Origin of the sequence: Dictyobacter kobayashii (assembly GCF_003967555.1) — a bacterium.
GTDB classification, from domain to species: domain Bacteria; phylum Chloroflexota; class Ktedonobacteria; order Ktedonobacterales; family Ktedonobacteraceae; genus Dictyobacter; species Dictyobacter kobayashii.
In genome coordinates this window covers 1,804,068-1,818,119 of record NZ_BIFS01000002.1, presented here as the reverse complement: position 1 = coordinate 1,818,119, position 14,052 = coordinate 1,804,068, and the positions used below count along the sequence as shown (strand labels likewise).

General features: G+C 50.6%; 13 protein-coding genes. 4 read left to right on the top strand and 9 right to left on the bottom strand.

All coding sequences use genetic code 11. The features are described 5' to 3' along the window. Positions 1-90: 90 nt before the first annotated feature. From EL645_RS34360 to EL645_RS34345, 4 genes are all read left to right on the top strand, one after another. The gene (locus EL645_RS34360) at positions 91-765 is read left to right on the top strand and encodes a response regulator transcription factor (protein WP_126556948.1); all 675 of its coding nucleotides are present in this window, start codon (positions 91-93) and stop codon (positions 763-765) included. A gap of 3 nt (positions 766-768) precedes the next feature. Beyond that, entirely contained in the window at positions 769-2,178 is a 1,410-nt protein-coding gene (locus EL645_RS34355; protein ID WP_126556947.1) for a sensor histidine kinase, read from the top strand. A gap of 93 nt (positions 2,179-2,271) precedes the next feature. Beyond that, on the top strand, positions 2,272-3,624 hold the full coding sequence (locus EL645_RS34350) for a cytochrome P450 (protein WP_126556946.1): 1,353 nt from the start codon (positions 2,272-2,274) through the stop codon (positions 3,622-3,624). A 22-nt stretch (positions 3,625-3,646) separates the two neighbouring features. Beyond that, positions 3,647-4,315 carry an NUDIX hydrolase gene (locus tag EL645_RS34345; RefSeq protein ID WP_126556945.1) on the top strand — a complete coding sequence of 223 codons (669 nt, stop codon included), beginning with the start codon at positions 3,647-3,649 and terminating at the stop codon, positions 4,313-4,315. A 277-nt stretch (positions 4,316-4,592) separates the two neighbouring features. Here the strand turns inward: EL645_RS34345 and EL645_RS34340 are convergent, their stop codons facing one another. The 9 genes from EL645_RS34340 to EL645_RS44775 all read right to left on the bottom strand — a co-directional run bounded on the left by EL645_RS34340 (position 4,593) and on the right by EL645_RS44775 (position 14,020). Continuing rightward, on the bottom strand, positions 4,593-6,410 hold the full coding sequence (locus tag EL645_RS34340) for an ABC transporter ATP-binding protein (protein WP_126556944.1): 1,818 nt from the start codon (positions 6,408-6,410) through the stop codon (positions 4,593-4,595). Positions 6,411-6,413: 3 nt separating this feature from the next. Next, positions 6,414-7,475, bottom strand: coding sequence for an energy-coupling factor transporter transmembrane component T (locus tag EL645_RS34335; protein WP_126556943.1), 1,062 nt, complete (start codon positions 7,473-7,475; stop codon positions 6,414-6,416). 277 nt (positions 7,476-7,752) lie between these two features. Further along, positions 7,753-8,799, bottom strand: a complete 1,047-nt coding sequence (locus EL645_RS34330) for an ABC transporter permease (protein ID WP_126556942.1) — start codon at positions 8,797-8,799, stop codon at positions 7,753-7,755. A 12-nt stretch (positions 8,800-8,811) separates the two neighbouring features. Further along, the gene (locus EL645_RS34325; RefSeq protein WP_126556941.1) at positions 8,812-9,771 is read right to left on the bottom strand and encodes an ABC transporter permease; all 960 of its coding nucleotides are present in this window, start codon (positions 9,769-9,771) and stop codon (positions 8,812-8,814) included. A gap of 120 nt (positions 9,772-9,891) precedes the next feature. Continuing rightward, complete coding sequence (locus EL645_RS34320; RefSeq protein WP_126556940.1) at positions 9,892-11,604, bottom strand: peptide ABC transporter substrate-binding protein; 1,713 nt, start codon at positions 11,602-11,604, stop codon at positions 9,892-9,894. Between the two features lie 459 nt (positions 11,605-12,063). Beyond that, entirely contained in the window at positions 12,064-12,744 is a 681-nt protein-coding gene (gene folE / locus EL645_RS34315) for a GTP cyclohydrolase I (protein ID WP_246035666.1), read from the bottom strand. Between the two features lie 56 nt (positions 12,745-12,800). Further along, a complete protein-coding gene (gene queE / locus EL645_RS34310) occupies positions 12,801-13,562 on the bottom strand; it encodes a 7-carboxy-7-deazaguanine synthase QueE (protein WP_126556939.1) in 762 nt (253 codons plus the stop codon). 3 nt (positions 13,563-13,565) lie between these two features. Next, entirely contained in the window at positions 13,566-13,748 is a 183-nt protein-coding gene (locus EL645_RS44780; protein WP_218032190.1) for a 6-pyruvoyl trahydropterin synthase family protein, read from the bottom strand. Next, positions 13,730-14,020, bottom strand: coding sequence for a 6-pyruvoyl trahydropterin synthase family protein (locus EL645_RS44775; protein WP_218032189.1), 291 nt, complete (start codon positions 14,018-14,020; stop codon positions 13,730-13,732). Before EL645_RS44775 ends, EL645_RS44780 begins: the two co-directional genes overlap by 19 nt. Between the last annotated feature and the right edge of the window lie 32 nt (positions 14,021-14,052).

The following is a 14,052-nucleotide window of genomic DNA, read 5'->3' as shown; positions in this document are numbered from 1 at the left end:
GGATATGCATTATCATTCTATTTCCAGGCGATTGCTTATAATATATACTTAACCATAGATATTACTCCCCATTTAGAAAGAGGAATGGTGATGCACATTCTCGTGGTAGAGGATGAGCCTAAGATGGCTCGTATGTTACGTCGTGTCCTGACTGAAGAACGCCATACGGTAGATCTGGCCCAGGATGGAGCGGTCGGACTCGATCTGGCCGCCAGCAATACATATGATCTGATTACACTGGATCTGATGCTACCCGTCTTCGATGGGCTGGAGATTTGCCGCCAGGTACGGGCAATGGATGTAACCTCTCCCATCTTGATGCTGACGGCGCGCGGAAGCCTGGAAGATCGCGTCAAAGGGTTGAACACAGGTGCCGATGACTATCTGGTAAAACCCTTTGCCATGGAGGAATTTCTGGCACGCGTCAACGCTTTGCTGCGCCGCCGCGAGCGTAGTATCGATGCCTCTACTGAGCTATATGTGGCAGATTTGAGCTTGAATTTGCTCCGCCATGAGGCGCGCCGGGGAGGCCGTATTATTGATCTGACCGCTAAAGAGTTCGCCTTGCTGGAATATTTGATGCGCCATCCCGGGCAGGTATTGACGCGCACACAGATTATTGATCGTGTCTGGCGTTACGATATGGATACCTTATCAAACGTAGTTGATATCTACATCCATTATTTGCGCGATAAGATCGATCAAGGTTCTCCAAAGGCGCTGATTAAAACTGTACGTGGCATTGGCTATAAAATAGAAGGCTAAGAGATGCAACACACAAAGCCGCCGTGGCACCTCCTTCCACTCATATTTATCTCAAAACAGAGAGCTAAAAAATATCAATATCGCGACCCAGAACTGGCGCTGTTCGCCAGGCTACGCTTTCAATTTGTGCTCTGGTCTAGTTGTGTGCTGGGAGGGATGTTGCTCGTTATCGTCGTACTGCTTTCGTTCTCGGTGCCACGACTTTTCGCCTATACCACCCAGTCCGATCTCTCAGCGCAAAGCGAACACATGGCCCAGCGCTGGCAAGCTCATCCACAACAAACATGTCCAATCTCAATTGATGCCACAAAATACATGGTCGCCTGTTATGATGCCCATGGCAAACTACTCAAAGTTGCCGGCAACTCGGTTGCGCAAAAGTTTCTTAAGTATCCACTCTTTCCCACGGTTAACCATGGAGATAGAAATAGTGATGACTCGATCCCTACAGCCGATGGTCTTACCATCCTGTATCGCCACGCCCTCACAGTCACAGCCCCTCAAGGACATGGCATATTGGGGACTATTCAAATGGGCACCTATACCTCCAGTCCACAGATACTTGTGCTAATCACCTTTATTGTTGGCATTGTACTACTGGTTTTGATCTGCGCCCCACTGGTCAGCATCACACTGGCGAACCGCGCCATTGCTCCGGCGGTGCTGGCATTCAAGCGCCAGCAGGATTTCATTGCCAACGCCTCACACGAGTTGCGCACCCCTCTGTCCCTCTTGCGGGCCGATGCCGAGTTCCTTTTACGCAGCCGTAACCGATTAGAGCCCGATGATGTGGAGCTATTAGAAGATATTGTGAGCGAGGCCTCATATATGACGACGCTGGCCAACAATATGCTAACGCTGGCGCGCATGGATGCTGAACAATACCATCTTGAGCAAGAGGTAATAGATCTGGCAGAAGTAATTGGCTCGCTCACCCAGCGGATTCGGCCCATGATGCGCGACCAACAGCTAGCACTCGAAGTGGCAACGATTCCCAATGCACTGGTACTTGGAGATAGATTCCAGATCGAACAGGCACTCCTCATTCTGCTAGACAATGCCATTAAATATAATAAGCTGAACGGTCAGGTGCTGATACAATTGTCGCTGGCAGACAACTCTGTATATGTAGAGATCAAAGATACCGGCATCGGCATCGCAGCAGAACATCTTCCCCGCCTGGGCACACGCTTCTATCGAGTAGATAAGGCACGCTCCCGCGAGCAGGGTGGCAATGGCCTGGGACTCTCGATTGTGCGCGGTATCGTGCATGCCCACAATGGCAAACTGGAGATCCTCAGCCAGATCGAAAAGGGCACCACCGTACAAATCCAGCTCCCCTTACTGCGCCAGAACCCCCTACCCACGCTGGGTTTTCCAATACTCAAGCAGGATGTACCGGAGAAGGCCTGATCCATCTGCCTTGACAAGCTATTTTCACGTTTTGTATAGTGGAGTTGCTCGTTGTTTCTCGGCTAATAAATACCTTTGCATGGATAAAAAATTATGGATGCTACAATTGCTACCTTGCCTCCTGGCCCTACAGGGCTGCCACTGCTGGGCAACACAGTCCCGCTGATCAATGATCCACTGCGCTTCTTTCGTGAGCTTGAAAAAACGTATGGCAGCATGGCCACCATCATGAGTAGTCCCCAACCACTGGTGATCTGCTTCAGGCCAGAACATGTGCGCTATTTCTTGATCGAGCAGGCGCAAAATTTTAAGAAGCCGGTCGCGGGAGAAGCGGCAGGTCTGAAACAATTTCTGGGCGATGGCTTGCTGACCATTGACGGAGATTTTCACCGTCAGCAGCGCCGCCTGGTGCAACCCGCGTTCCACCGCCATCGCGTCGATAATTATGCTGATACTATGATCCAGTTCACACAGGAAATGGTGGCTGGCTGGCAAGTTGGGACCGTGGTTGATATGGCGCAAGAGATTCAACGGCTGACGCTGCGCATCATCCTCAAGACACTGTTCAATATCGATTCACATGCAGAAGCAGCGCGCCTGGGTCGGGCCTTTACAGATGTCATTGATGCTCCACGCCCTGCCGTGAGCGTGTTCGAGCGCTTGCGCTGCATCAATCTGCCCTTTACAGCTTATGGAAAAAGCGTACAGGGTGAGCAGCTAATCAAGACCTTTGTGGCCCGCTTGATTCAGGAGCGCCGGGCCAGCGGTGGGGATGTGGGGGATGTGCTTTCCATGCTATTAGCGGCAGACGACAAAGGTATTACTATGAGTGACCAGCAGATCCATGATCACGTCCTGACCTTCGTGGCTGCCGGCCATGAGACCGCGCAGAATACCCTTTCCTGGACATTCTATCTGCTAAGCCAGCACCCAGATATCTATAGCAAGCTCAAGGCAGAATTGCAAACGGTACTCGCTGGCCGTACACCAACATTGGCCGATCTCCCCAACCTGCCCTACCTGGAGGGCGTCGTCAATGAGTCCTGGCGCATCTATCCACCAGCCTGGCGCATGGGACGCGAGGCCATTGCTGACTTTACCCTGGACGGCCATCATTTTCCGGCCGGAACGATTGTGCTGCTCAGCCAATGGGTGACGCACAATCTCGCCGATATCTGGGGAGATCCCGAGGTATTTCGACCCGAACGCTGGTATGCGGAACAACCAAAACCACCCCAGGGCGCATACTTCCCCTTCGGCCTGGGAACACATACGTGTATCGGGATGCCTTTTGCGCAATTGGAGGCACGCTTACTGCTGGCCACGATCCTGCAGAGCTATACGCCACGCCTTGAGCCGGGTTTCCGCGTTACCATTCAGCCACGCATCACCATGCGCCCACAACATGGCCTGCGCATGGTGCTAGAATCTGCTTCAACGGCTTAAGGGAGGATAGAGATAAATTATAATGGAGACTGAACAGCTGGCAATTTTTAGTCCTACTATGGAACGTATTGGTGTACGCACACGGGCCGAGGTTCATGCACAGGGATACTGGCATGAAACCTTCCATTGCTGGTTCTTGCAGGAAGTAGCAAGCAAACGCTATATACTCTTTCAGCAACGTGCTTCGCAAAAGAAAGATTTTCCTGATCGGCTGGATATTACGGCCGCTGGACACCTGCTGGCCACTGAGACAGCCGCGGATGGTGTGCGGGAGATTCAAGAGGAGTTAGGCCTGGACCTGGCGCTTGCAGATCTTGTTCCGGCCGGGATCGTTCCCGATCCAATTCTGATTCAACAGTTTCAGGATCGTGAGTTCTGCCATCTGTTCTTCTATCAAATACCAGTCCCCATCACAAATCTGGTCTTGCAAAGAGAAGAGGTAGCTGGCATCGCCTATGTGGAGTTTACCGATTTCGAGCATTTATTGCGCGCACAAATAGAGACCGTCACAGCACAGGTCTATCTCACCGAGCCGCATGATCCCCAAAAAATTATTACCAGGCACTTCAAGCTCGCTGATTTCTGTCCCCATAGTGCTCATTACTATGAGACCGTGCTGAGTGCGGGCAGTGCAATTTTTGAGCGGCGCCAATCTGGCACGCAAATATCAAAATTTTTGAGCGAATCGTGAGCAAAAAATCATCGTCTGAGAAGACTTTGTGATATCCACAACGTATGCTAGTTATGGATGGAGAAGAGACCAAGTCCAATAGAGACATTGCTAGAGCTTATTAATTGAGGGGCCATGCTTTTCCATCTATTTATTGCATACAAAAAACATTAATCATAGATAATGGAGTTGCATCAGTGCCAGTCTCTGCAAGAGTGAACGATGGAGACATCACTCACTGACCTCTCCTAACGATGATATCCCCTCTTCTGGAAACAACAGAGAGGGGATATTTTTATTAGGCCAGGACCTCTTTCCACTGTTCAACAGTGAGTAGCGGTGGTAGGGCAGGCTGGAGTTGGCGTAGTTGGCTGCTGAGGGCTGCCGCTGCCGGTGGACGTAGGCCGGTGCGTTGCAGCATCTCGTCGTTGCCAAAGAGCGCAGCGGGCGCGCCAGTAAAGGCCAGGTCTCCATCGCGGAAGGCCACCACCCGCTGGCAATACTCAGCAACCAGGGTCATGTCATGGGTGATGACCAGGATCGTTTTTCCTCTTTGTTGCAAATCACAGAGCAGGCGCATGATCCCTGTGATCGAGCGGTAATCCTGGCCCGTCGTGGGCTCATCTACCACCAGGATATCGGGTCCCATCGCTAATACCGCCGCGACAGCCAGGCGCTGGCGTTGCCCTTTGCTTAAGAAAAGAGGATCTTCAGCGGCATAGTCGGTAAGGCCAACCGCATCTAGTGTTTCCGACACTATGCGGTGGCGCTGTTTGGCAGCGATGCCTAGATTCTTCAAGCCATATTCGATCTCATCGCTCACCTTGCGGCAGAAGAGCTGGTGATCAGGATTCTGAAAGACATAACCGACTGAACTGGGCAGCCGGGCACGCACTTTACGCGCTGTAGCATCCTGTCCAAAGACGCGTAGCTGCCCACGCGTGGAGCGATAGATGCCGGCTAGAATCTTGGCGAAGGTTGTTTTACCACTACCATTTGGACCTAGCAGTGCCAGCATTTCACCGCGATAGAGCGTGAGATCCACACCCTTCAATGCCAGTGAGCCATCCCCATAGTTGTAAACTATCTTCTTTGCCTCTACCACTACCTCGCGCTCAGTTGAAAGCACAGGAACCACTACCTCTACTGGCTGTTGCTGCTGGATGGCGGGCTTAAACGCCTCTACCGCCTCGGTAAAGTTCAGCGGAGGTCGTCCCTGAAAAGTATAGCCAGTCTGCCAGGAGATGCGTGCCAGTTCACCAACCGAGGCCCCACAACGCTCCAAGATGCTCCGCTCATGATAGAAGTCCGCGGGGGTCGCCACCAGTTCAATGCGTCCTTCGTGCAGCAGGGCGATGCGATCACAGAAGGTGGCCAGAATTTCAGGATCTTGCTCAACCAGGATCACGGTCATATTGTAATCCTGGCGCAAGCGGGCAATCGTTTCGATCACTTCTCGCTTGCCTACTGGGTCCAGGTCGCTGGTTGGCTCGTCTAGAATCAACACTTCGGGCCGCAAGGCCAGGAAGGCCGCGATAGCCACGCGCTGCTTCTGGCCTCCCGAAAGATCTGATGGATGCAGGTAGAGTGCTCCATGCCAGAGCTTTTGGAGGCCTACCCACTCCAGGGCCTCATAGATACGCTGCACAATTTCATCCTGGGGCACACTTTGAATTTGCAGGCCTAAGGCAAGTTCATGCAGCAAGCTCATACGCAAAAATTGGTTCTCAGGATCTTGTAGGACCATGCCAATTTTATGTGAAGTAGCGGTCTCATGGGTCACAGGCGCTTGCAAAATCTCGATCTGGCCACGAAAGTGATGAGGCAGTTGTTCTTTGGTCAGGCGAGCCGTATGTGGGATCAACCCCATCAACGCCCGGCAGAGCGTGGTCTTTCCGGCCCCGCTCGGGCCAGTGATGCCAAAACACTCTCCTTGCTTGACCTGTAAGGTAACATTACGCAGGTTCCACGTGCCCGCTTTCTCGCTAAAGGTAGGATAACGCCACCAGAGTCCGGTGACATTTACAGCATTCTGGCTGGCTTCCGTAGTACTCATAGTCTGAGTTCCTGCCTGCATGTTGGCAAACTGCCGATCGCTAAACTCTTGTGCCACCATCGTTTATCCCCATCTCTGAAATAATGCCGTCAGACCAGGGTAGGGGCCTACAGCCAGGTACAACAGGACGAGACAGGCCACCAATAGCGACCAGTCTAGCGGACGCCAGGGACTTGTCTCGTAAAAATCGCTATCCTTCTGACCCAGGGTATAACCACGGGCCAGCAGGGCATCTCCAATTTCGCTGGAGCGTCGAATCATCATCGCTACCATGGGTACCGCGATACTGGCCAGATCGCGTAGACGCCGCAAGAAACTACGAGGCTGTGCATTCACCGCCCGCGCAATCTGCGCCTGGTAGATCGTCTCATAATCGGTTAAAGCCAGATTTAAGGCGCGGAAGACGGTACTTAAAAAGAAGATGATTGGCCGAGGGATACGCAATTGGCGCATGGCGCCCATCAGTTCGATATCGCGGCTGGTCACAACCAGTGCAATAGTGGAAAACATCATGCCTGAGTAGCTAATGACTTTGGTCAGGGCAAGCAAGAGGCCCTGCTCACTGATATAGAGCGTCAACGGATGAAAAAATGGTACGCGCGCGATGGTCCAGGTCGGCAATGGCAATAGATAAGAGATAGCGATAGCCGCCACGCTGGCCAGCAAAATACCATTCACGATGCCACGCTTCCACCTGTAGTAGCCAACCACGATTCCAATCCATAATACCTGCCAGAACGCCAGGCTAAGCGTCAAAAAGCCTGGATAGACCTGGCGTTGCACAAAAACAATGCTTCCCGGCACTGGATTGAGCAGCGTCCATGAAAGAAAGAGGCTAAAGACTGTTGGCAAAATCAAGAGTATATAGATACGGGCCACCTTCCCATGCATCCCACTTAACAAGAAGATTGAGATACTGGGTACCCATAACACAATCGCGCCCACAATATCTGGGTGGGCTGTATTCATAGTCCGAAGCTGAGCCGCCGATAGACAGATAACTAGAAGGATACGCACCAATAGATGTACCTGCACTAAAGGCGCATTTACACGGCGCGAAAACAAAAATGATCGCACATAGCGCCGTCCAGGAGGCGGTTGTAGATAGGCCGCCTCCTCAGCCATGCTTGAAAAATATTCCTGCTTAGACAATCAATATGGCCTCCAATAGTAAAAGACACAGCGAAATAATCTGGCACACACAAATTATACGATATGCACTTCAATCAGATGGGCACAGCCGTCCCAAATTCCGTAGCTGTGAACTTCAACAATCACTTGTCGCCCTCGGCGGCGCTTCCCCTGCGTCCACCTGCGCCATGGGCCCCGGGTGGTTCCGTATGCCAATCTGTAGTATATAGAAACAAACAGCCTTCCCTCATGTTTTGGGATAGAAGTCCCTTTAGTGGTGTGGATCAAAGGCATCCCGCAGGCCATCACCAATAAAAGAAATGGCCAGCACAATAATCGTCAGGACAGCGGTAGGAACAAAAACTTCCCAGGGATGAGATTGTGTCACCTCAAGGGCGTCCGCGATCATCAGGCCCAGACTCGATCCGGGGTCCTGAACTCCAACCCCGAGCAAGCTCAAACCGGCCTCACCAATGATGGTACCTGCGATATTGAGGGTTGAGGCGATAAATATCAAGCTAAAGAGGTTGGGAATGATATGGCGGGTGATGATACACCAGTCAGATGAACCGACCGTACGAGCAGCCTCCATAAATTGTTGTTCTTTTAAATGGAGGGTCTGACCACGTACATAGCGGGCCATTAAAGGCCAGGCAGTCAAGGCCAGCGCCAGTGACACGATCAGCAAGCGGGAGTTACCAGGATCCCCAAACAAGGGAAAGCTAGCAAAGAAATCGTTAGCATTAGGGCCAAACACACCCACCAGAAGGAGTGCAAATAACAATGAGGGAAATGCAAACATGATATCGGTAAAACGCGCTAAGAACTGATCAATCCAACCTCCATAATAACCTGCCAGCAGCCCGACGCACAATCCCAGGCCGATATCTACAACCTCGACCGTGACCGCTACGGTGAGCGAGATCAACAATCCTTGCATCAGGCGCGCCAGGATATCGCGCCCAACACTGTCGGTCCCCAACCAGTAGGCCGGGGAGGGCAGTTGATCCTGTCGGGATAGCTCTTCATGATAATAGACATGATAGCGTGTTGGCCCAATGCGGCCCGCTAGATCGCTCTGAATCTCTATCCCCACTCTTTGATAAATAAATGGACCGATCAGGGCCAGCACAATCAATAGCAGCAAGATAATTGTGCTGGCGAGCGCCCGGCGATCGCGTAGAAAGATCTTTAAGCCTCGTTGCCAGCGCGGTCTTATGCGTTGCCAATTGTCATCCTTATTCTCTTCGTCAGGTCGCAGAGTCTGAACTCCGTTGGCAATCGGTTGTACTCGCGGATCGAAATCTTGCATATCCATGCGCCCACCTCTTTAGGATAGCTTGATACGTGGATCAACAATGGTATAAAGAATGTCTGAAATCATATTGCCCACGACCACCCCCAGGGCCGCCAACAAGGCGGTTGCTTGAATAACAGGGTAATCCCCCTGGGTCACAGCATTGATAGTCGTCAACCCTATGCCTTGAATATTAAAGATGCGCTCAATAAAAAAAGCGCCCGTGATCAACAGGCCAATTGAGAGGCCAAGCACCGTAATCAAAGGCAACAACGCGTTACGTAGAGCATGGCGATAGATGATAACACTCTCATATAAACCCTTGGCCCGCGCCGTCCGAATGTAGTCCTGGCGCAGCACTTCAAGCATACTGGTACGCGCCAGGCGAGCATAGTAAGCATAGCCGGCCGCTCCATAAACGAGCACGGGCACTAACTTGTATTGAATGTCGCTCCAGCTATATTGCCAGGGATTGCCCCAGTTGGTGACGGGCCAGCCAAGATCCCAGTTGACATTCAGCCAGACTATCAGCAATTGGGCAAAGATAGCAATAATAAAACCGGGCAAGGCATAAAGGATCAAAGCGAACACCATATTTGTCGTATCAATCCAGGTATTCGCTTTCACCGCGGAGAGAATGCCTGCTGGTATCCCCAGTAAAAGCGTGATCAGTAGTCCCCAGGTGGCGATTTCTGCTGAGATGGGGATACCATCTTTGAGGATATCTATCACACGTCGGCTCTGATTGTGAATGGAGCGCCCAAAATCGAAATGGAGCAGGTTGATGACATAGTGGGCGTATTGTATATACCATGGCTGGTCCAGGCCATATTCATGACGTAGGCGCACATAGCTCTCGGGTGTATAATGCTGACCCAATAGTTGCAATACTGGATCGATTGGCGAAAAATAACCAATGATGAAGGTAATAAAAGAAACGCCTAGCAGGACAAAGAGTAGTCCAAGGAGGCGTTTTAGAAGAAATCGTAGCATTTTTTTCTTTGCGGGCGTGCGCTGACGCGCCCGCACCTTTCTTGTTATGGTGTGGTAGAGAAAATGCGCAACGCGCATTTTCTCTACCACACCATAAATGAATTTGCTGAAGGAAAGAGTCTACTTTAAGATGTAGATGTTCCCCCAATCTTCGGGGTCGATAATGCCTAGTGAATTGTCGGCGTAGCCGTGAACACGCGGGCTGAGCATGATATCTGCGGCGGTTTGGTACATTGAGATCCAGGCCGCTTCGGTGGATAATTTCTGCTCAAGTACGTTATAGGTTCGAGCACGCGCATCTTTGTCCAGGATATAGTCGGCTTTCTGTAGCTCATCCTGTAATGCTTGTTGATCTTTGGCCAGCGCTGAGTTGTTCTGCCCATAATTCATATTATTTTGCAGTTCGCCTTTGCCAAAGAAAATGTTCAGCCAGTCATGGGGATCTGGGAAATCGGCCTGCCAGGCATAATCCCACATCTGTAAGCCGGTTTTTCCGGTGTTGTCATGCAGAAGCTTGCTGTAGGTTTGCGGATCTACCGCATTGACCTTGATGTTGACTCCCAGAACCGTTTTCCATTGATCTATCAAGGCATTGGCGCGTTTGAGGGAACCACTCGCGTTCGCTTCGGTAAAAGTAATAGCTGGTATGGCATCGGCACTCTTATATCCCTCTTCTTTCAGTCCTTCTGCCAGTAATTTTCTGGCCAGATTAGGATTGCCAGCGGTGGTAGGGGTACCATCTGGGCCGTTGACAGGCCCGGGGTTGGCCCCATACATTCCTTCAGGAATAAAACGGTTAGAAGGTATGACTAAACCACGGAGTAGCGTCCTGGCCAGTAGGTCGCGGTTAAGGGATAGAGAAAAGGCCTGGCGTATCTTTAAATTGTCAAACGGCTTTGTAAGATAATTCATCTGAATCATACGTAGCGCCAATATCGGTACATGCTCATGATCTGGGCGCTTCAAGGCCTCATCCAGCATGCCACTGGGAATCCCTGTATAATCCAATTGTCCACTTATATATGAATTATAGGCGGCTTCAGGCTGGCCCGTCATGTGAATCTCAAGCCTTTTAAGCTTCGGTTGTGCGCCATAATACTCAGGATTAGGGACCAGATCCAGGCCAACTGTATGGCTATATTTCTCTACTTTAAAGGGTCCCGCCCCACCACCTTCATTCAGGTGATCGGTCCAACTTTTACCATACTTTTCAACAATGCTCCTTTCGACCACATACGATGTGGGATAGGCTAGAGACTGTAAAAAATAGGCCACCGGCTTTCTGATCACAATGGAGATTGTCTGGGGATCTTTAACGATCAGGCTATCATTGATAATGGTTTTGATCTTACCATTCACCATCGCATCCGAGTCCTTGATCAGGCTGAGATACGAGCTTACAGGTGATTGTAGAGACGGCTCAAGGGTCCGGTTGATACTATAAGCAACGTCGCTGGCTGTCAATGGTTTTCCATCACTGAACTTCAGACCAGGCTTTAAAGTAAAGGTGTATGTCAGACCATCAGAAGAAACTTGATAGGAAGATGCCAGTTGAGGTTTGATGTCGCCTTTATCATTAAACTGGACCAGGCCAGTAAAGATTGTTTGAATGGCCATTGAGTCGCTGGCATCCGTGGTCAAAGCGGGGTCCAGGGTCGCAAAATCGGTGCTTCCCAGTATACCCCAGCGAAACACTTGTTGGTCCGCTGGCGCGATTACATTTGATGCTTTCCTCACCGGTTGCGCGTTGGTTCCACACGCTGAGACGAGTAAACCTAAAACCACTAAACATGAAAAGAGGAAAGCACTACGTTTTTGAGTACTTCTATGCATACATTGCTCCTACAAAACTACATCGACGACATATTCCACCCATTCTGATACGCATGTAGTACATTATGACATATTATATTTTAAATTGCTATAAAAAATGCTTAAGTTATTTTAATTATTAATACATATATATGTGTTGTTTTTATTGTTGCGAGCACCTGCGGCCCCATCCTCACATCCACACGATAACTTATAGTTTAGGTCGATACATATTCCTCAGTTGCTAGTGTGGTTGAGAGGCGGCCGCAGCCGCCTCTCAACCACACTAGCAACTTTCACACTTCACACGAGCGCCGGGAGCGCTTGGTTACAGATAAAGGACTGGCATACGGCGACATTTAAATAAAAAAAGCGGACCGCCAATCTTTCCTTAGGATTGGCGGTCCGCTTCATTCCCAGCAACGTATCTATAGCAATTACAGGAAGACAGTTAGAAGTCCGCCTCCCTGCAAGACATGGTTAAGACTGGATCATTTGCATAAATTCCATACGCAAATCACGGTCAGTGCGAAATGTGCCGCGCATAACTGATGAGGACATCACACCTGGGGTGCGGATGCCCCGGGCAGACATGCAGAGATGCTCACCTTTGATGACGACGGCAACGTGGTCTGTACCAGTAATGCGGCTGACCTCATCGGCGATCTGCTGGCCCAGGCGCTCCTGAATCTGCAGCTGATGCGCGAACTGGTGGGCAATACGGGCAAATTTTGATAGACCCAGCACTTTATCAGCAGGAATGTAGCCAATGGCGACATCACACCACATTGGCAGCAGATGGTGCTCACACAGCGAGAAAACACGCATGCCTGATACACAGACGATTTGATCAGTTGCGACTGAACTGAAAGTGGTTTCAGTCTTTCCTGGATCATATTCAATAAACTCACGCCACCAGTCGGCCCAGCGACGAGGAGTACCGGCCAATCCTTCGCGATCAGGATTTTCGCCCAGTGCTACAAGCAATTCGCGCCCTAGCTCAAGCAAGCGGGGATAATCAACCTTTGGCGCCACTGGCTGCTCAGCAGGAACAATAATCTGCTCTTGTTCCTGATCCAACACATGGGCATCTTCCCTATGCCCATTATGTTGAGCATGACCATTGTTCATTGAGTGATCCCGATCTAAGTGCAATACCATAATTTATCTATCCTCATTTCAGTGCATTTGCTGCGTTGCCCCATGGGAATTAGGAATTATACGCCACGCTTGTTTCCCCACAAAAGTGTGTGTAGCTGTGGGAGCACTGTTACTCCATACCAGCGATCCGCAATTGTGCGCTGGATGAGCCAATCCATACGATTCAAGATGCCGGATATGTCAATCTCTTTCGCTTGTTGCGGTGGCGTGTGATTACCTGCTTGCAGGTACATTGGTAAGGTTGGATAACGCTCGGCAACATATCTGGCATATGCGTAATCTTCCTCATCAAAGATAACAATTTTGAGGTTGATTTGTATTTCATGTCCGTGCTTATTATTTGTTGCACACAATATACTACGATCTAGCCGCTCCCAACGAGTCACTTGTTTACTGCTAGGCGGCTTAGGCGAGAGCGTCAGGTAGTCCAATTTGGAGAACCAGGGCTGTGCTACACTGCCTTGAGTCTCAATGGCAAATGTGTAGCCATGCTCGTGCCCAAGATCGATAAGGGCTTCAAGCGGTTGAATGGCAGGATTACCACCTGAGAGCGTCACCAGAACAGGTGTGTCGCCAGAAAGCCGTGCGATCTCAGCAAAGATTTGCCGGGTCTCCATGGGATTCCATTCAGCTTTATGTTCTGGCAAGACGGCATAGAGACTATCACACCAGGCACAACGATAATCGCATCCACCTGTACGGACGAAAACCGTTGGTTTGCCTATCAGTGCCCCTTCACCCTGGATCGTGGGTCCAAAGATTTCAGACACCTGGACCGTCCTGGTTCCTACGCCAATGTTCTGTGCTGTTTGCGTCATCCCCTACACCTCCTCGCGCTCAGCATGCGTAATCTCCACATATCCTTTTTCTGTTTCCCATAATCGGATGCGGTAAAGCAACGGATCGGGTACACCACCAGCTACCAGGGCATCCCAGATCCAATGCACCAGATTCTCTGCGGTGGTACGAATACCAGTCAGAGCATTTAGATCGTTATGGTCCATCCCCCTTTTTCCACCACCTGCGCAGCATCACCCCGTGGGGCAGAATCCGAGAGGTTCTCAATAATCGTGGCATTGACGATGCTCTTGAGATCATCAAAGTCCATCACCATTCCATCACTGGACTCGCCCGGCGCCTGTAAGATGGGTCCACGCAAGGAAATCTGGAGGCGATAGGAGTGTCCATGTGGACGGCGGCACTTGCCACGATGATTGGGAAGATGATGGGCAGCCTCAAAGGCAAATTCTTTCGTGATAATGGCATATTTAGTCATCAGATTTCCTCGCATCGTTTCTTTCTACTCGT